Genomic DNA, 16,404 nt, shown 5'->3' with positions numbered 1-16,404 from the left:
GGCCTAACGCCGTCCGATGAGCTGGAGAAATTCCTGCCGCGTCGTCGAACTATCACGGAAGCCGCCGAGCATGACAGAGGACGTCATGACCGAATTCTGCTTCGCGACACCGCGCATCATCATGCACATGTGCCGGGCCTCAATGACCACCGCGACACCGGCGGCATCGGTGATCTGCTGGATGGCCTGAGCAATCTGCTGAGTGAGGTTTTCCTGAATCTGCAGACGCCGCGCGAACATATCGACCACCCGCGCCACCTTTGATAGCCCCAACACCCGGCCAGTGGGGATGTACGCCACATGCGCCTTGCCGATAAATGGAAGCATGTGATGCTCGCACAGCGAATAAAGCTCGATGTCGTTGACGATCACCATCTCATCACTTTGCGATTCGAACAGAGCACCGTTGGTCACGTCTTCCAGGCTCAACGCGTAGCCGTTGCACAGGTATTGCATGGCCTTGGCGGCCCGCTCGGGCGTGTCCAGCAGACCTTCACGCTCAGGGTTCTCGCCGACACCAACGAGGATCTCACGGTAATGGCTGGCTAACTCTGGGCTCATTCGGGTTACTCGGGGCGAGTGGTGCGTGTGGGCTAATGTCAGGTGGAAAAGGTTGTACGTATATAAGGCATCTGTATAGGTTTTATTGAAGATAGGCTGAAAAAGATCAACTGACAACGAATCGGTGGTTTTTTTGTGGGGGCTTGAAATTTTCAGGCAGGACAAACTTAAGGCAAGGTTCAGTCAGTGGGCTTGATACGGGCTGGCAGATGGCTGTTTTGGATCGATAGCTCACGGGGGTGAATGGCAGCTATCGGCCAGAAGCGGACGTTTGAGAATGGCACCTTCCGGCCAAAAGCTGCCCCAAGCCAGCGTCGACTCGATGCTCTCAATGGAGGTGCACACACCGCTAAGTAGTGGCATGATGGAACTATCCCGAGTTTTATTAGCGTGTATACGCTCGAACGCAAAAGGATTTTTGGATGAAGATCAAGCAGATCCAAATCACCGGAATTGGTGGTATCGACGACCTTGTTTTAACCTTCGATAAACAAATGAACATCATAAGCGGGCCCAATGGAATCGGGAAAACGACAATTCTTGAAAGCATCGCTCACGCTTTTTCTGGTCTTGAAAGTAATCTTCTAAAGCGAAGGGTAAGTTCTGACTGCGGCCTGGTTAAGGCGCTCATGGATCAGGGTAACGGTAATCTCGAAGAGAAAACTTATCAAATTCTTGAGTTCAGCCCAAGAAAAACCGCACACACTGCAATGCCTGAGAATTACCCAAAGCATCTCATTTCATTGAAGATTGCGCGCACAATCAACTATATCGCATTAGATGCTGTCTCTCGGGATGTGGATAGAGATATATATAGCACTTCATCAAGCAATAAACACGGCGTAAACCTGAGCGAAGTGAAAAGCTGGTTTGTTAATCGATATCTCTACTCCGCACATGCCGGCGCTCTTTCGGGTGCTCGGATGCATAACTTTTATCAGGCAAAGAAATTTTTCTCCTTATTGAATAGTGACTTTGAGTTCAGTAGAGTGGATGCCGGAACCAATGAGATAATGGTGAATACTCCTGCGGGCGAAATTTATTATGAATATCTTTCCTCTGGCTTTAAGTCCTGTCTATCCATATTGTTCGGTATTGTGAAGGAAATTGAGTTTCGCTTTGGTGAGCCGGGAGTCAAACTAGATGAGTTTGATGGTGTGGTTTTGATAGATGAGTTGGAACTTCATTTGCATCCAGAATGGCAGGCGAAAATTTCTACAATCTTGTCACAAGCGTTCCCGAGTGTGCAATTTATAACCACAACGCACAGTCCACATTTAATACAGGCTGCAATGCCAAATCAGGTGATTGCCTTACATTATGCCAATGGCAAGCTAGAGAGGAAGTTGCTTCCAGCGAATGAATATGGCTATCAGGGTTGGACGATTGAGGAAGTTTTGACTGATGTGATGGGATTGGGTGATACCCGAACCGCTGTATATCAAAGCGCAATCCAAAGCTTTCAGCAAGCCGTAGATGAAGAAGATTACGAGGCCGGAAAACTGGCATTTATCAATCTGGAAAAATTATTGCATCCCGAAAACAGCTTAAGGAAGCTCTTGTCCTTCCAACTTGGTGCTATCAAGGGGTAATATAATTGATAAAACTAGAGCGACAACCAAAGCCTGCTTATTTATCTGAAGCTGTCGTCATTGAACTAACACAAAAATTCAAAAATGATGGTAGTAGCGTCTGGAATCATGCGCAAATAAAAACTCCATTACTGGCCTCCAGCAACGAAAAATGTGCATTTTGCGAATGCTCTCTATCAGACGAAAGCAAGTACATGGAGGTAGAGCACTTTAAGTACAAAAATCTTTACAAAGATTCTGTTGTTGAGTGGTGTAACTTACTTCCTTCGTGTAAGAGATGCAATATTGCCAAAGGCGTTCACGATGTAATCACTGATCCACTAGTTAATCCGTATGACGTCGATCCTCGGCATCACCTTTCTTTCAGACTCTACCAGTTTAGAGGGAAAGACAAGGTTGGAATTTCCACCGTTGAGGCCCTCGATCTCAATAGCTCTGATCGTCTCGTGCTCAGGCGGTTTGAAGTTGGCGAGCAGGTTTTTCGTTCGGTGCGGGTTGCTGCTGATAGACTCGAAGCTTACAAAAGCTCATCGACAGCGATAAGAAAAAATAAGTTACTAAACATAGTCGAAACTATACTTGATGAGTGCCAGCCTAGGGCAGCTTACGCAGCCACTACTGCAACAGTCGCATTAAACGACGAGGAGTTTCTGGATGTTATAGCGCAACTTCGCGCTTTAGACTTATGGAAGGACTATCTTGAAGAAAAACTATTAGCTGCGCAGAATATTGCATTTCAATGATTGTTATTGAGATTTTCAGTGTGATAGTTCTCAAAGAGAAGCGATAACAAATAATTATTCTGTCAGCGATCTAGCAGATAAGCTAATTTGGGCCTGAACCGGACCTGTTATGAGCGTCCGCTCTTGGCCGACAGCTGCCGCTCACGGGCGATATCTCTGGGCCAAGAAGCGCCTATTGATTACATTTTTGGGCGCGCAGAATCAGGAAGCCGGCAATGACAATCAAAACAATTCCAGCCCATGTAAAGGTGTCCGGCGTTTCCTGGAACAGTACATAACCCCAAAGGCAGGCGAAAACCAGGTACGCATAATCGAAAGTCCCGATAACTGCTGGAGGCGCAACCTGGTAGGCCTTGGCGGTAGCCGTATTTATGAAAATCAGGGCGCAGGCGTAACAGAAGATAAAAAGCATCTCCTGCCAACCGGGCGTCTGCCAGGGAGAGAGTAGAAATGCAGCACCAGCGACAGTGGACTCACTGACCATCAGCGATGCGATGCCTCCGATTACGGCGGCGAAAAGAAAAGCGATATTCAAGCCCAGCGCCAATACCAGTGGATGTTCATTGCGACAATGTCGACGTGTCACAACCATCGCGACCGCGTAGAAAACAGCCGCAATCACAGGTAGCAGAGTTGCAAGGACGAAAACATCTGATCCCGGGCGTAACACTGTGGCGACACCCGCGAAACCTATTCCTATCGCAACCCAACCTCGCAGTGATAACGGCTCACCTCCGTAAAGGGTGGAGAAAAGCGCTATGAAAAGGGGAGTTGTGTAGATCGCCACGGCAGCCACTGATAACGGGATCAACGGTAACGCCGAGTAGTACGTTACCCACATTAACAACAGCAGAATGCTCCTGATTGCCACCCAAAACATCGAGGCGGTTGAGTATCGACCCGATCTGACGTCCCTGGCGAGCCAGGCTACAAGGGTGGGCACCGACAGGCAGGAGACGATGAGGAACAACTGCCAGAGCGGAAGTCTGGCGCTGAAATATTTGACTGCTGCATCGGCCAGGGAAAGGAGAAAGACAGCAGCGCTTATTAGCACTATGCCCTTGGCAACACTGTCGCCGCTTGCACTGTACTTGCCCATGAATCGCACTCCTGTTCCTTCAGTGAACTGAGAATTTAACAGACGGTGGCGAATTCTCAGGGCAAACAGCCGACACGCCAGACGGCGATTTTCATTCCTGACCGTTGTCCGCTTCTGGCCATAAACAGCCGTTCAAGGCTGCTCGTTTTCAGGCGGCAGTGGCCCATCCCGTCGCCGCTACCTGGCGCTCACCGTCCACAACTGATCCAGCTTCGTCGTATAACTCTGGCTCATAAGCTCCCGACGCATCGCCCATCCAGGTGCTGTAGGCACGCTGGCTAAGCGCAGCACTCCCTTTCCCCAGCGACCATTAATCTCATCCAGCACACCCATCACCTTGTCTGCCATCGCCGGCTGGGATTGCGCGAACAGGTCATCGGTGAATTCGCCAGGCTGCCGCAGATCCATCAGCAGCACTTCCGCCTTGCTGTATTTGTAGCCGGGACGGAAGAGACGATTGACCGCTTCGGTCGCAGCCTTCGTCATCAGCCGCACGTCGTTGGTCGGGTACGGTAGCTCCACCAAAGCGCCATTGGCATATTTCGCTTCGTCAGGGTTGAACATGCCGGTGCGAATGCTCACGCGGATTTTCTTGCACAGCGAGTTTTGCGCTCGGAGCTTTTCCGCTGCGCGCTGGGTGTAGGTGGCGACGGCCTCTTTGATCGGCTCGATCTGCGTGAGCCGGTTGCCGAACATCCTGCTGCAGCAGATCTCCTGCTTGGGCGGGTCAGCTTCACCCAGTTCCAGGCATGAGGTGCCGGCGAGCTCGCGAGCGGTTTTCTCGATCACCACGCTGAATTTCTGCCGAAGCATCCACGGGTCGGCTTTCGCCAGGTCCATCGCCGTCTTGATGCCCATTGTTTCCAGGTGCGCCTTCATGCGCCGGCCGACGCCCCAGACCTCGCCGACGTCGGTGTTGCGCAGCGTCCAGTCCCGTTTGAACGGATCGCACAGATCCACCACGCCACCGGTGATGTCCAGCAGCCGTTTGGCTGTGTGGTTGGCGAGTTTGGCCAGAGTCTTTGTCCGTGCGATGCCCACTCCGACTGGAATGCCGGCGCGCTTGAGAAGCGTGGAGCGCATGTGCCTGCCAAGCGCGGATAGATCTCCGGGCATGCCAGTCAAATCGGCAAATGCCTCATCGATGCTGTAGACCTCAAGTGCCGGCACCATCGATTCGATGATGGTCATGACGCGCTCGCTCATGTCGCCGTACAGCGCGTAATTGCTGCTGAACGCTACAACACCATGGCGGCGTAGATGGTCTTTGATCTGGAAGTACGGCTGGCCCATTTTCACGAAAGGCTTGGCGTCATAGCTACGCGCGATCACACAGCCATCGTTGTTGGACAGCACCACAATAGGTGTCTTTGCCAGGTCGGGCCTGAAGACGCGCTCGCAGCTCGCGTAAAACGAGTTGCAGTCGATGAGTGCAAAAACCGGTTCACGCATGGTCATGATCACGGACGCTGTATTTCACGACACCCCAGATCACCAGCTCATCGCCTTCCATGACATGCCTCGCCGGGTATTTTGGATTCTCCGACAAAAGCATCACGGCGTTCTCGCGCAAAAGCAGGCGCTTGCAGAACGGCTCCGAGTTCAACGCGGCGATGACGATATCGCCACTGACCGCCTCGATGCTCCGATCGACGATCACCATATCCCCGGAATAGATACCCGCGCCTTGCATGCTGTCCCCATCGATCCTCACCAGATACACGTGCGGCGCCCGGATATCGAACAGCTCATCCAGGGAAATGTGCTTTTCGATGTGGTCAGCCGCAGGGGAGGGAAAGCCCGCCGGTACCCTGGAGGAATAAAGGGGCAGCTTCTTACCGCCAGTAGCGAGGGGGCCGAGAAGGATGATGCTCATGATGCAAGCCTTAGGAGGTTAACTGTACGTACATACAGTTAACGATTTGGTTCGCTTGCGGTCAATCTCATAGGCACCACAATTCGACGGGTGACAGCATGTGCGGACGCTACTCGATCTACGAATCGATGGATCACTATCTCAAGGAGCTCGCGCCAAAGCAGTTGGTGATCAATGGCTATGACCTCTGGCCCGTTGAGCGATACAACGTCGCACCGTCGACGCGAGTGGAAATCATCCGGCCCGTTCGGGAGGGCCTGAGCATTGACAAGGTCAGATGGGGATGGGCCCCATTCTGGGCGAAGGGAAAGCGTCCTGACCCGATCAACGCAAGAGTCGAGACCGTCATCACCGGCAGGTTTTTCAATCAGCTCTGGCCAGACGGACGCGTACTCGCGCCGGCGAACGGCTGGTTCGAATGGGTCAAGGACGAAGAGGATCCGAAGAAAAAGCAGCCGTATTTCATCACCCTGAAAGAGCAGATTCCGATGTTCTTCGCGGGATTGGCCGAGGTGCACGAAGCCCTGGAACCGGACGAACGGGACGGCTTCGTCATCATCACCGCGGCGAGTGATGAAGGCATGGTCGATATCCACGATCGCAAGCCCTTGGTCTTGGCGCCTGAGCATGCGCGTGAATGGATCGACCCCAATACCTCACCTGAACGCGCTCGCGAATTAGCCATGGAGCACTGCAGGCCGGCAACGGATTTCCATTGGTACAAGGTTGGCAAGGATGTGGGCAACGTGCGTAACCAGGGCCCGCAGCTCATTCAGCCGCTATCCTTGGCCTCGGATGTCGACGATTGATGCACCAGCGGTGGGAACAATCAACGTGGCTGGCTCAGCTGCAGCAACACGGGGCGATGAGGAGGGAAGCAGCCGAGCAGAGGCTCAACTCATGACCTTGATGGAATGGTTTGATGAGCGAGATTCAGCAAAAAAACTTCCAAGGGGGCCGTAGAATCATCTGTTCTGGCCAATAACCGGCTGCGTGCTGGTCAAGCTGATTTTTCAATGGAGCAAAGTGAGTGAAAAAATTGAAGGTGATGGCGATTGCGCTGGCGGGGCTGGCGTATTTTGCGGCGGGCAGTTGTCGGGTGATGGCATCGGACGCTCAGTCTGCCGCACCACCGGCCTACTATGTCGCCGAGTTTGAAGTTACCGATCCCGAGGGGATGAAGCCTTACAGTGCGCAGGTCGAATCAACTTTCAAACCCTATGGCGGACATTTCATTGTGCGAGGCGGGAAAACCATTTCGCTTGAAGGTGAAGCGCCAAAGCGTCGCCGTGTAGTCATCGAGTTCGCGAGCGTCGAAAAAGCCCAGGCTTGGTACAACTCTGTGGAATACACCGAATTGCGCAAAATCCGCCAGCGTTCAGCCAAGACGGACGTCTACTTGATCGAGGGAGTACCAGCGCGGTAGTTCCGACTTTGTAAATTTAGGATATTGTTTAGTTGGAAGCCTCGATCAATAACAGAAGAGAAAATTCATGTCCAAACTCGCAGAATTCCGCCAGCTTGAAAAACACCTCGCCGAACAGCTTCAGGCTCTGGAAGCCCTCAAGGGTGACGCAGGTCTCAAGAGAGAAATCGAATTCGAAACCAAGCTGCGTGATTTGCTTGCAAAGTACGGCTACAGCTTGAAGGACGTGATGAATGTGCTCGATCCACAGGCAGGTCGCCGCGCTCCAGCTGTCGAGTCCAAAGCCGTTAGCCGCAAGCCCCGCCAGTTGAAAGTCTATAAAAACCCCCACTCCGGCGAAGTCGTAGAGACGAAGGGCGGCAATCACAAAACGCTCAAGGAGTGGAAGGCAAAGCACGGCGCCGCGACCGTCGAGTCTTGGCTGAGCAAGTAAGGTTCATGGGCCATTACTCCTGCGGTGCCAGCGCAGCAATCAATTCGTGGGTGGTCACGATTGAATGAGCGAAAGTCGGCCCGTTCAAGTCGTGGGCGGCGTGCATCATTTCCGCACGGAAAGCGGCGGTCGCGTCACGCACCAAGGTGACGTGGTAGCCCAATTCCGAGGCGTAGCGGGCGGTCGCTTCGATGCAGGTATTGGCGAGCAGGCCGACGATGATGACGTGGGTGATGCCTTTCTGCTTCAGGCGAAAATCGAGGTCGGTATTGGCAAAGCCGCTGGCGCCCCAATGTTCCTGCACGACGATGTCGCCGTCCTTCGGCGCGAAATCGGGATGCCATTCACCGCCCCATTCACCGCGTGCGAAGTGGTGCATGTGCATGATTTTGCACTGGGTCGGCGTTGGATGGTCCCAGCCTTCGTAGTCGCCGTGTTCCCAGCGGTGGTGCGGCACAATGACCACCGGAATGTTCTGCGCTCGTACGGCGCGATCGAGGGCCCGCAGGTTGTCGAGCAGCCCGACCTGGTCGGCAATCGGCTTGATCAAGGGGAAGACCTTGCCGTTCTCCGAGAGGAAGTCGTTGTACGGATCGACCAGCAGATAAGCGGTTCGGTTCAGCGGATAGAGGACGTTCGACATGACGATGTGCTCCACACAAGTTGAGTGAGCGGTGCCGTGGATTTGCCCGGGGCATCGTGTTGGTTAGTTGCTTTGTCAGGCTATAGCCGACTCTCGTGCCACTTGCCTGAGGATGTGTTCGTATTCCTTGACCGATAGCGATCCGGACACCAACTGACGACCGTTCAACACCATGGCCGGGACCGAATTAATGCCGCGTTCAAGGTAAAACCCCTCAAGTTCACGGACCTCGCTAGCGAACGCCTCGCTAGTCAAAATCTCGCGAGCGCGGGTGGTTGAAAGTCCTGCTTCACCGGCCAGGCGCACCAATGTTTCGTGATCGCTGGGGTTCTGGCCGTTGGTGAAATAAGCCTCGAGCAGGATTTTCTTCAGCGCAACCTGGCGGCCTTCCTGCACGGCCCAGAGCAGAAGGCGATGAGCATCGAAGGTGTTGTAGAAATGGCTGCGCTTTTCCAGGTCGAACTGAAAACCGATGGCTTTGCCACGCGCGATGATCATTTCATTGCGGGAGGCGACTTCTTCGGCGGTGCGACCGTATTTGCGCATCATGTGCTGGATGGCGTGCTCGCCCTCGGCCGGCATGTCCGGGTTCAGTTCGAAAGGCTTGAAGGTCAACTCCACAGCCACTTCGCCGGCAACATTCGCGATGGCTTGTTCCAGCGCTGTGGCGCCGAGTGCGCACCAGGGGCACACCACATCCGACACAAAGTCGATCCTGACGGGAAAAGTCATTTTTTCGACTCCGTCAGCTGTTGGCGGTATTCAGTGGTGGTAATTCCGGCATAGCCCCAGTTATCGGTGTCGACTTCTTCAATGACGATATGCGTGAGGTGCGGATCCTTGTTGAGCACTGTTTGCATGGTTCTGGTTATCTCGGCGATAACTTGGGATTTCTGTTCCTTGGTGACGCCATCGCGGGTGATACGAACGCTGATGAAAGGCATGGGGAAAGTCTCCTGTTGGCGCCCCATCGACATGATGAGGTGAGCAGTAGGATGGACTTTAGAGTGTCGCTTTCGGTGGATAAATCAGGGACGGAGAACATCACTTGTGACGCTGTGTAATTAATACATCTTGCAGAAAGTAAATCGCCCTCCCGGGCGGCCACCGCAGGGGAGGGCGAATGTTACGGGAGCTGGAATCAGTTCTGCGCTTTGCTCATGCGGGTGAAAAGCTCGGTGGGTACTTTCTTGCCGTTGGAAAGGTATTGGTTGCTTCTGAACTTGTAGACCTCGCCTTCAGAAAGAAAACCATCGTGGTTGGTGTCCATCGCTTTAAATTCTTCACCGCCCTGAGGTGCCACAGCCAAGAGTTCCTTAAGAGAGACGCGACCATCATGGTCGGTATCTGTGCGAGCGAAAGAGTCGTCACCGCACTTGCCTTCACCACACTTACCTTCGGCAGTAGCGGACTTGTCGCTGGCTTGGCTGGCACCGCATTTGCCTTCACCGCACTTGCCTTCGCCTGCCTTATCCGCCGATGCCAGTTGATAGCCTTGGGACAACGGCTCAACAGCAAACGCCGCAGACGATGCCAGGCTCATGCCGCCGGCTAAAGCAATAGCGGCCAAGCCAAGGCTGCTTTTGTTCGAGAAAGATTTACGGTACATGATGATTCTCCAGATGCATTGCGCGGCCAGGCCGCGGTTCACGCCACAGGGCGAATAAACCCGCAAGGAAGCTCTAGGCGAAGTGGGAAAAGCTTGGAATTGCAGGGCTTATGCGCGCAAGCGTCTTCCACTTCGACAGGGCGACCTTATTCGGGTACGGCTTATTTAGCCGGAGTCATGTATCCACGATGTATCAGCCGAGAGGAGCATTTGTAAGCCAATCCCAAGACTTCGCGTGCGGGTACATAGAGATACAAAAGCTGACCTCGACCTTTGATCACTCGTCAGGACTACAGCCTTGAAACCGGTGTCGCTGCTACGCCGACGGCAGCTTGCTCATGAAGCTGGCGCAGCAGAACCAGTGCGTCAGCAACGAAGCTGGTCACATCTGGTGCGCCAGCCTCTGCAGCCAACGCATGCAATTGCGCTCGACCCTCCATGTCAGGGAACTGCTCGATCCGCTGCAACAAACGGAACGCCAAAGGGCTGACCTCGGAGAACTGCACTTGGCCACTCGGCCCACGGCTGATCAGCAACAACGTAGGCTGCTCTGGCGGTTCAGAAGGCAGGTGGCCTGGCCCGAGACGATGTACGGCCCAGGTGTAAGCCAGCGGCCAGACGAGCGGGGATAGCCGAAGGGGTCGGTCGAGTAACTGTGCCGCATCACTGGCCTCCAGCGGCACAGCGTCCAACTGTTGCAGCGCCATCTCCACCCACTCGTAATGGACCAATTCAGGTAGAAACGGGTACCAGGGATGCTCAAAACCAGGCGAGTCCTCCAGGCTCGCTACGAAGTCTACAAACTCGCGTGCAATTTCTCCGAAACGTGGCGTTTGCGCGCGGTAGTCACGCAAAAAACGTCGGACCAGCGCACGCCAGCCAGCATCGCCCAGCACGGCAACCAGGACTGGAAACGTTCCACCCAGCAAACTCAGCAGATTATTGAACACCAGGTTGAGATAGACCTGCGCTCTTGCGGGATTCATCTGCGCAGGCGGCGCGTAACTGTCCGGGTCACGCAGGTAACGGGTCAGCGCGAGCTGCTGACTGTGCAAACTTGAAGTGGAGTCAGCCATCGACGGTCACCCGCACCAAAGCATCCGCGTCGCGCTGCAACCGCCTGATGGTATTCAGCTCAGCCACAAGTTCGTCGTAAGACGGAAAGTTGAAATCGCGCTCCAGCAGCGTTGGCTTCACACCAAAGAGGCCATAAGCTTGCCCCAGTAATGACCAGACGACCGGTTTGACCGAGGCACCATGGGTGTCGATTATCAGGTCATCGGCTTCGTCATAGTGTCCAGCCACATGCATGGCGACTACGCGCTCTGGTTCCAGGCCGGCCAGGAAAACCGCTGGATCAAACCGATGGTTCACTGAGTTGACGTACACATTATTAACGTCGAGCAACAGGTCGCAATCGGCCTCGCGAAGTACTGCATTGGTAAACGTAAGTTCGTCCATATCCTGATAAGCAGCGGCGTAGTAAGAGACGTTCTCTACGGCAAGACGGCGGCCGAGGATGTCCTGTGCTCGACGGATGCGCGCCGCCACGTGATGAACTGCCTCCTCAGTAAATGGCAACGGCAGCAGGTCGTATAGATGACCATCGTCACTGCAGTAACTCAGGTGTTCGCTATAAAACGGCACGTCGTAGCGATCGAGAAAACCGCGTACTTGCTCGAGAAAAGACTCGTCCAGCGGCGCACTGCCACCTAGCGACAGTGACAGGCCATGGCATGACAGCGGATACCGTTCGGCCAGCAACTGCAGGGCCTCTCCATGCGCGCCGCCGATGCCGATCCAGTTCTCTGGAGCAACCTCCAGAAAATCGAAATCCCCGACTGGAGCGTTACGAAGCGTGTTGAGAAGTGCGCGGCGCAATCCGAGGCCAACGGTCGCTTCAAGTGGCTGTGGGGCTGAATGTTCTGGTGAGGAAATGTTCTGTTGCATGAGCTCAATACTCCGATTCGACGCTTGGAATCCCCGATCCACAGCACCTCCACAGTCACCTTTGGTAGCCGGGCGGGCGTGGATCGGGCGATTGAAACCCGCCGCGGTTCTGCTCAAACGAGGTTAATCACCACATTGATGTTGTTCCGCGTCGCTTTGGAGTACGGGCATGTCTGGTGTGCGGTATCGACTAAGTCTTGAGCAACTTTTCGATCCAGCCCGGGAAGGTAGACGTTGAGGCGAGCCTGGAGGAAATACGCACCATCGGTGGTGCCTAAATCCACTTCGGCGTCGACGGCAAGATCAACCGGGAGAGTGACTTTCATCTTGCTCGCCGCGAGCCCCATTGCACCGATAAAACAAGCCGACCAACCGGCGGCGAACAGCTGCTCTGGGTTGGTGCCGGCGCCCGAGGTACCAGGCGACGACAGTTTTATATCCAGTCGGCCGTCGTCACTCAGGGCGGTGCCATTTCGTCCACCCGAAGAGGTATGGACTTTGCCGGTGTACAGCACTTTATCAATATGGGTCATGGTGAAACTCCTGATTAACTAGCGGGGTTTGAAGGCGATAACCTTAGTGACGCGATAACACTCAGCGTGCATTCAAACGCTGGATAGACCGATGGATGAATGCATCCAGGCTCAGCTTGCCGGCGCCTGTGAACAGCAGCGGCACAAGTGCTACGAGATAGATCAAGGGCAGCTTGTAATTGCCGTAGCCTTGATTGCTGATGGAGTAGCCCCTGGCCAGTTCGCTCAACGTCGACCACTCCGCTGGCCAGTGAACCGCGGCAGTTGCCACGACGGTGACCACTATGAGGATGAGTGCCGAGAGGCGTGTTCCCAGGCCTACAAGCAAGGCAATGGAACAGAGCAGTTCTGCCCACATTGATAACTGCCAATTGAACGTAGCCGGCAGCTGATTAAAGGGAAAAGGAAAGGCACCTTGAATGCTTGGGAACCAGTTCTCACCGTTCCACTTTTCCCACCCGGCCTCAAAAAACTCCCACGCCAGGAAAACGCGCAGGCTTAGAGGAGCGATCCAGTCTCCAGCACGATCGAGGTTAAGGTGCAGCCGATTCAAGACCGATGACGCGTTTGTTTGCATTGGTTTAATCCTCCGACTTGTCGTCAAGAAAGTGGAAGCAGTTCAGGTGCTCCCGATGAGGGGTTTCAGGCACATGAGCAACTGCGCTGGCCGTGAGCGCAGTTCATCGTGCTGGTGTATCTCGCTTGTGTCTTGAGGGGCGGGAAGATCAATGTTGTGTAACGTGTTTGCGTCCGTACACACTTGGATACAGAGCAATACCTGTCGAAGGCGCTATTCAGGCATCTGGCCTGTGGCACTGGGTTTTGGAGTTTGGATAAACGATCGGGCTGCGTTCTGCCGGTGACACGCGGGAGGATTTCCGGCAGGGCGCAGTCACTCCCATGCGCCGCGAAGGCTATGAAATACTGCAGAAATTAATGCACGTCGCAGATGAGGGAGGGGCGAGGGCGTGGAAATTACTGTTGGATGAGGGGGCACGCTAGGTGCCCACCTTATCTGTCTGGAACCGCCTAAGGTATCAAGCGCATCTCGCGCAGCTTGTCGAACACGTCAAAAAACGCCTGATCGCTCGCCTGGTAGGCAGTGAAACCCATCATGCGGCTTTTCGACATGTCCGTGACCACTTCGATGGGGCGACCGAGATCTGCGTCGGTATGCCATGGAGAAATGAGGCGACTGATATCGGGTTCCTTCAAACCGTGTTCGGCAACTATTTGCGTCCATACGGCTTGGTCGTCAGCCATCTGCTCCTCCAGAGGAGAGGGTGAAGCAGGATAATCAGCAGCAGGCAAGTCGAAGTATTCGGCGATTCGCCCCCACATCCATTTCCAGCGAAACACGTCGCCATTGGTGATATTGAACGCCTGGTTAGCCGCAGCTGGCGTGGTGGCCGCCCACAGTTGTTGTTTCGCCAACTGCCGTGCATCGGTCATATCGGTGAGACTGTCCCACTGCACCCTTGATCCGGGAAACACAAAGGGGCGATTGGTGTGTTTGCACACCGAGGCATAGACGGCGAGGGTGGTTGCCATGTTCATCGCATTGCCCACGGCCACCCCGGTGACGGTGTGCGGGCGATGGACGCTCCAGGTGAAGCCGTCCTGTTCGGCGGCAGCGAAGAGCTCGTCTTCCTGGGCGTAATAGAAATTCTCGACATCCAGACGACCCTGCTCTTCGCGGAACGGTGTCTGCGGAAGGCTGCCTTTACCATAGGCTTCGAACGGGCCGAGGTAGTGTTTAAGGCCGGTAACAAGTGCTACGTGTTTGACGCTTCTGGCTGGGCGAACGGCGGCGAGGACGTTGCGTACCATGGCGGCATTGACGCGAATGTTCTCCGCTTCCGTGGCTTGCCGTGACCAGGTGGTAATGAACACGTGAGTGGGTTTCAAATCCCTCAGCGCCTGTTCCAGCGACGCCGGGTCCTGAAGGTCCGCGGCGATAGGGATCACGCCTTGCGCTTGCGAAGGGTGCCTCGACAACGCGGCGACCTGCCACTTGTTGTCGATGAGTAACTGAGTGATGGCGCTGCCGACAATACCGCTGGCGCCCACGACTAAAGCTGTCTGGGTCATAGGTTTCTCCTGGTTTCAGGTTTGGGAGTCCACCTGAGCAGCAGAGGTTCAACCTGAAATCCGTTAGAGTGTTCGCTACCCCCCGTTGAAGTCTGTGAACAATGACTCGTCCGCTGTTTGTTGCTCTGGATGGCCCCAAAGGCGTCGGAAAAACCTCGCTGTTGGAAGCGATCACTGAAGTCCTCAGGGCAGACAACCAGAAAGTCATCCGACTGTGCGAGAAAAAAAGCGACCCGTTCAGGGGCGAAACAATGCGCTTGGTAAATCAACTCGTCCGACATCCTGACCGGGATCTGGAGCTGGAAGTCTGCCGACGCCTGGCTGATAGCCGGAGCTGGATTTCCCGGCACGTGCTGACCAAACAACCCACCGACAGCATCATCCTTATCGATCGCTGGTACCCTTCCGATGCCGCGTTTCGCCGGATAGTCCCGTTTACAGAAATCCTGCAGCTCAATATTGAACGTAACGTCCAAGTGCCCGACCTGCATGTCGGGGTGGTGACAGCGGCGAAGATTTCGTGGGCGAGGGCAGGGGCGCGACGGCGCGGCTTGAGCAGTACTGTACTTCGGGGGCTTGAGGAGCATGTCGCTTGTACTCAAGCTTTTGAGCAAGCGGTTGCTGAGCAGGGTTGGTTTTTATGCCGTAATGAGGGAACGATCGAGGAAGCGACGGGGCGGGTGGTAGGGGAGATTAATCGACTGATTAGACGCGTCCATGTCGGAAGTGTCAGTCCGCCATGCTGAGCGGCGCGGATCGGATCTAAACCCGCTGTCCTGTCACTTGATAGCACGCTCAGCGGCGTTGAGGATCGTGCCTGGTAGGAGGTGGCGCTTCCTGGTTCTGGATCGCGGTAACCGTAGCGATTTCAGGCGGGGGGATCCAGCAGGGAAATCAGGCGCGGCTCGATGCTATCGGGTTGTATCTCGAGAATCGCCAGCGTGACCGGCAATTTGAAACGCCGAGGGCCGGCGCTACCAGGGTTCACGTATAGACGATCGCCGCGCCATTCGATGCGCGGCTTGTGGGAATGGCCGGTGATGATGAGCTTGATGTCTGGATCCAGATCGGCGGGGACGTCAGCGATGTCGTGGATAAGGAGGGTGTGCCAGCCGTTGAGAGTGCAGGTCAGAAGGTCGGGGAGGTCTTTGGCCCATGGGCTGCTGAGATCATTGTTGCCGCGCACAGCGTGGACGGGCGCAATTTCGGACAATTGGGCGAGGATGTCCGGGTTGCCGATGTCGCCGGCGTGGATGATCAGGTCACAGCCTTGGAGCGCGCCGATGGCTTCGGAGCGGAGGAGATTGTGAGTGTCGGATATCAGGGCGATTTTCAAGGGCCAATTCTCCGTGGATGTTTCGGGTGGGAGTGGCTGTTTGCGACCCAAAGCTGCCATTCGCCAAGCAGTGATTCAAGCGTTTTAGTTCGTCATTATGGCTATGGATTCGCTGAGCAGGCTTTCAGCCATTTGAGAACGAGCGGAGGCACGTGCCCTTCAAGAGCTAGAGCGGTCAGTGGGCCTTGCGCAGGCAATTGTGACGAAACCTTCAGCCATGGGCGAATCTCAAGCAAAACCATCGTTCGACTGAGCACGGCGACCGAAAAGATTTGCAGGTGGCCTGGCGTTCAACGGTGAGATTCAAGCCTGCCTTCACAACCGAGTGACTGTCAGTTATGGGTTGTTAGCGCTTGTTAGCGCCCGGCTACCGAAGTATGTCGCGTGGTGACTTTTTCGCTGGCCACTCAAGACTCTGCAGCGGTTTTCGATGCCCGTGGCCTGCACGAAACGGCAGTACGATGTACGAACATTTTTGACATCCCTGTCTCTTTGCCATCGTCACAATCATG

General features: G+C 54.8%; 20 protein-coding genes. 6 read left to right on the top strand and 14 right to left on the bottom strand.

Annotated elements, in window-relative coordinates:
• Positions 1–3: 3 nt before the first annotated feature.
• Complete coding sequence (gene folE, locus AC0Z4S_RS03510; protein WP_485622048.1) at positions 4–561, bottom strand: GTP cyclohydrolase I FolE; 558 nt, start codon at positions 559–561, stop codon at positions 4–6.
• Between the two features lie 422 nt (positions 562–983).
• Here folE and AC0Z4S_RS03505 point away from each other — a divergent pair, with 422 nt between their 5' ends.
• Together AC0Z4S_RS03505 and AC0Z4S_RS03500 are read left to right on the top strand one after the other, a co-directional pair.
• Positions 984–2,153 carry an AAA family ATPase gene (locus tag AC0Z4S_RS03505; RefSeq protein WP_485622047.1) on the top strand — a complete coding sequence of 390 codons (1,170 nt, stop codon included), beginning with the start codon at positions 984–986 and terminating at the stop codon, positions 2,151–2,153.
• Positions 2,154–2,158: 5 nt separating this feature from the next.
• Positions 2,159–2,896 carry an HNH endonuclease family protein gene (locus AC0Z4S_RS03500; protein ID WP_485622046.1) on the top strand — a complete coding sequence of 246 codons (738 nt, stop codon included), beginning with the start codon at positions 2,159–2,161 and terminating at the stop codon, positions 2,894–2,896.
• 172 nt (positions 2,897–3,068) lie between these two features.
• Here AC0Z4S_RS03500 and AC0Z4S_RS03495 read toward each other — a convergent pair whose 3' ends face one another.
• The 3 genes from AC0Z4S_RS03495 to AC0Z4S_RS03485 all read right to left on the bottom strand — a co-directional run bounded on the left by AC0Z4S_RS03495 (position 3,069) and on the right by AC0Z4S_RS03485 (position 5,871).
• Positions 3,069–3,995 carry a DMT family transporter gene (locus AC0Z4S_RS03495; RefSeq protein ID WP_485622045.1) on the bottom strand — a complete coding sequence of 309 codons (927 nt, stop codon included), beginning with the start codon at positions 3,993–3,995 and terminating at the stop codon, positions 3,069–3,071.
• 177 nt (positions 3,996–4,172) lie between these two features.
• Positions 4,173–5,453, bottom strand: coding sequence for a translesion error-prone DNA polymerase V subunit UmuC (gene umuC / locus AC0Z4S_RS03490; RefSeq protein WP_485622044.1), 1,281 nt, complete (start codon positions 5,451–5,453; stop codon positions 4,173–4,175).
• Entirely contained in the window at positions 5,440–5,871 is a 432-nt protein-coding gene (locus AC0Z4S_RS03485) for a LexA family protein (protein ID WP_042609982.1), read from the bottom strand. Before AC0Z4S_RS03485 ends, umuC begins: the two co-directional genes overlap by 14 nt.
• Positions 5,872–5,969: 98 nt before the next feature.
• On the opposite strand from AC0Z4S_RS03485, the gene AC0Z4S_RS03480 reads away from it, so the two are divergent.
• The 3 genes from AC0Z4S_RS03480 (at position 5,970) to AC0Z4S_RS03470 (ending at position 7,730) form a co-directional block, all read left to right on the top strand.
• Positions 5,970–6,680: an SOS response-associated peptidase gene (locus AC0Z4S_RS03480; protein ID WP_485622043.1), complete on the top strand. Its 711-nt coding sequence runs from the start codon at positions 5,970–5,972 to the stop codon at positions 6,678–6,680.
• A 221-nt stretch (positions 6,681–6,901) separates the two neighbouring features.
• Positions 6,902–7,297 carry a DUF1330 domain-containing protein gene (locus tag AC0Z4S_RS03475; RefSeq protein ID WP_485622042.1) on the top strand — a complete coding sequence of 132 codons (396 nt, stop codon included), beginning with the start codon at positions 6,902–6,904 and terminating at the stop codon, positions 7,295–7,297.
• A 67-nt stretch (positions 7,298–7,364) separates the two neighbouring features.
• Entirely contained in the window at positions 7,365–7,730 is a 366-nt protein-coding gene (locus tag AC0Z4S_RS03470) for a histone-like nucleoid-structuring protein, MvaT/MvaU family (protein ID WP_485622041.1), read from the top strand.
• Positions 7,731–7,743: 13 nt separating this feature from the next.
• On the opposite strand, the gene AC0Z4S_RS03465 is transcribed toward AC0Z4S_RS03470, so the two are convergent.
• The 9 genes from AC0Z4S_RS03465 to AC0Z4S_RS03425 all read right to left on the bottom strand — a co-directional run bounded on the left by AC0Z4S_RS03465 (position 7,744) and on the right by AC0Z4S_RS03425 (position 14,556).
• Positions 7,744–8,373: a cysteine hydrolase family protein gene (locus AC0Z4S_RS03465; protein ID WP_064362360.1), complete on the bottom strand. Its 630-nt coding sequence runs from the start codon at positions 8,371–8,373 to the stop codon at positions 7,744–7,746.
• A gap of 75 nt (positions 8,374–8,448) precedes the next feature.
• Positions 8,449–9,105, bottom strand: a complete 657-nt coding sequence (locus tag AC0Z4S_RS03460; protein ID WP_485622040.1) for a DsbA family oxidoreductase — start codon at positions 9,103–9,105, stop codon at positions 8,449–8,451.
• The gene (locus tag AC0Z4S_RS03455; protein WP_042609975.1) at positions 9,102–9,317 is read right to left on the bottom strand and encodes a tautomerase family protein; all 216 of its coding nucleotides are present in this window, start codon (positions 9,315–9,317) and stop codon (positions 9,102–9,104) included. The genes AC0Z4S_RS03460 and AC0Z4S_RS03455 overlap by 4 nt, the downstream gene beginning before the upstream one ends.
• 197 nt (positions 9,318–9,514) lie before the next feature.
• Entirely contained in the window at positions 9,515–9,982 is a 468-nt protein-coding gene (locus tag AC0Z4S_RS03450; protein ID WP_485622039.1) for an HvfA family oxazolone/thioamide-modified RiPP metallophore, read from the bottom strand.
• A 290-nt stretch (positions 9,983–10,272) separates the two neighbouring features.
• On the bottom strand, positions 10,273–11,058 hold the full coding sequence (locus AC0Z4S_RS03445) for an HvfC family RiPP maturation protein (protein WP_485622038.1): 786 nt from the start codon (positions 11,056–11,058) through the stop codon (positions 10,273–10,275).
• On the bottom strand, positions 11,051–11,932 hold the full coding sequence (locus tag AC0Z4S_RS03440; RefSeq protein ID WP_485622037.1) for an HvfB family MNIO-type RiPP peptide maturase: 882 nt from the start codon (positions 11,930–11,932) through the stop codon (positions 11,051–11,053). The genes AC0Z4S_RS03445 and AC0Z4S_RS03440 overlap by 8 nt, the downstream gene beginning before the upstream one ends.
• Before the next feature lie 113 nt (positions 11,933–12,045).
• A complete protein-coding gene (locus tag AC0Z4S_RS03435) occupies positions 12,046–12,465 on the bottom strand; it encodes an organic hydroperoxide resistance protein (protein WP_485622036.1) in 420 nt (139 codons plus the stop codon).
• 61 nt (positions 12,466–12,526) lie between these two features.
• Positions 12,527–13,042: an HvfX family Cu-binding RiPP maturation protein gene (locus AC0Z4S_RS03430; protein WP_485622035.1), complete on the bottom strand. Its 516-nt coding sequence runs from the start codon at positions 13,040–13,042 to the stop codon at positions 12,527–12,529.
• A gap of 452 nt (positions 13,043–13,494) precedes the next feature.
• Complete coding sequence (locus AC0Z4S_RS03425; RefSeq protein ID WP_485622034.1) at positions 13,495–14,556, bottom strand: SDR family oxidoreductase; 1,062 nt, start codon at positions 14,554–14,556, stop codon at positions 13,495–13,497.
• Between the two features lie 101 nt (positions 14,557–14,657).
• Between AC0Z4S_RS03425 and AC0Z4S_RS03420 the strand changes: the two genes are divergently transcribed.
• Positions 14,658–15,302, top strand: coding sequence for a dTMP kinase (locus AC0Z4S_RS03420; RefSeq protein WP_485622033.1), 645 nt, complete (start codon positions 14,658–14,660; stop codon positions 15,300–15,302).
• A gap of 122 nt (positions 15,303–15,424) precedes the next feature.
• On the opposite strand, the gene AC0Z4S_RS03415 is transcribed toward AC0Z4S_RS03420, so the two are convergent.
• The gene (locus tag AC0Z4S_RS03415) at positions 15,425–15,892 is read right to left on the bottom strand and encodes a metallophosphoesterase family protein (RefSeq protein WP_485622032.1); all 468 of its coding nucleotides are present in this window, start codon (positions 15,890–15,892) and stop codon (positions 15,425–15,427) included.
• Between the last annotated feature and the right edge of the window lie 512 nt (positions 15,893–16,404).

The organism is Pseudomonas sp. 1L-B-1-E-C1, assembly GCF_057291835.1.
This window is presented reverse-complemented; position numbering and strand designations above follow the sequence as displayed.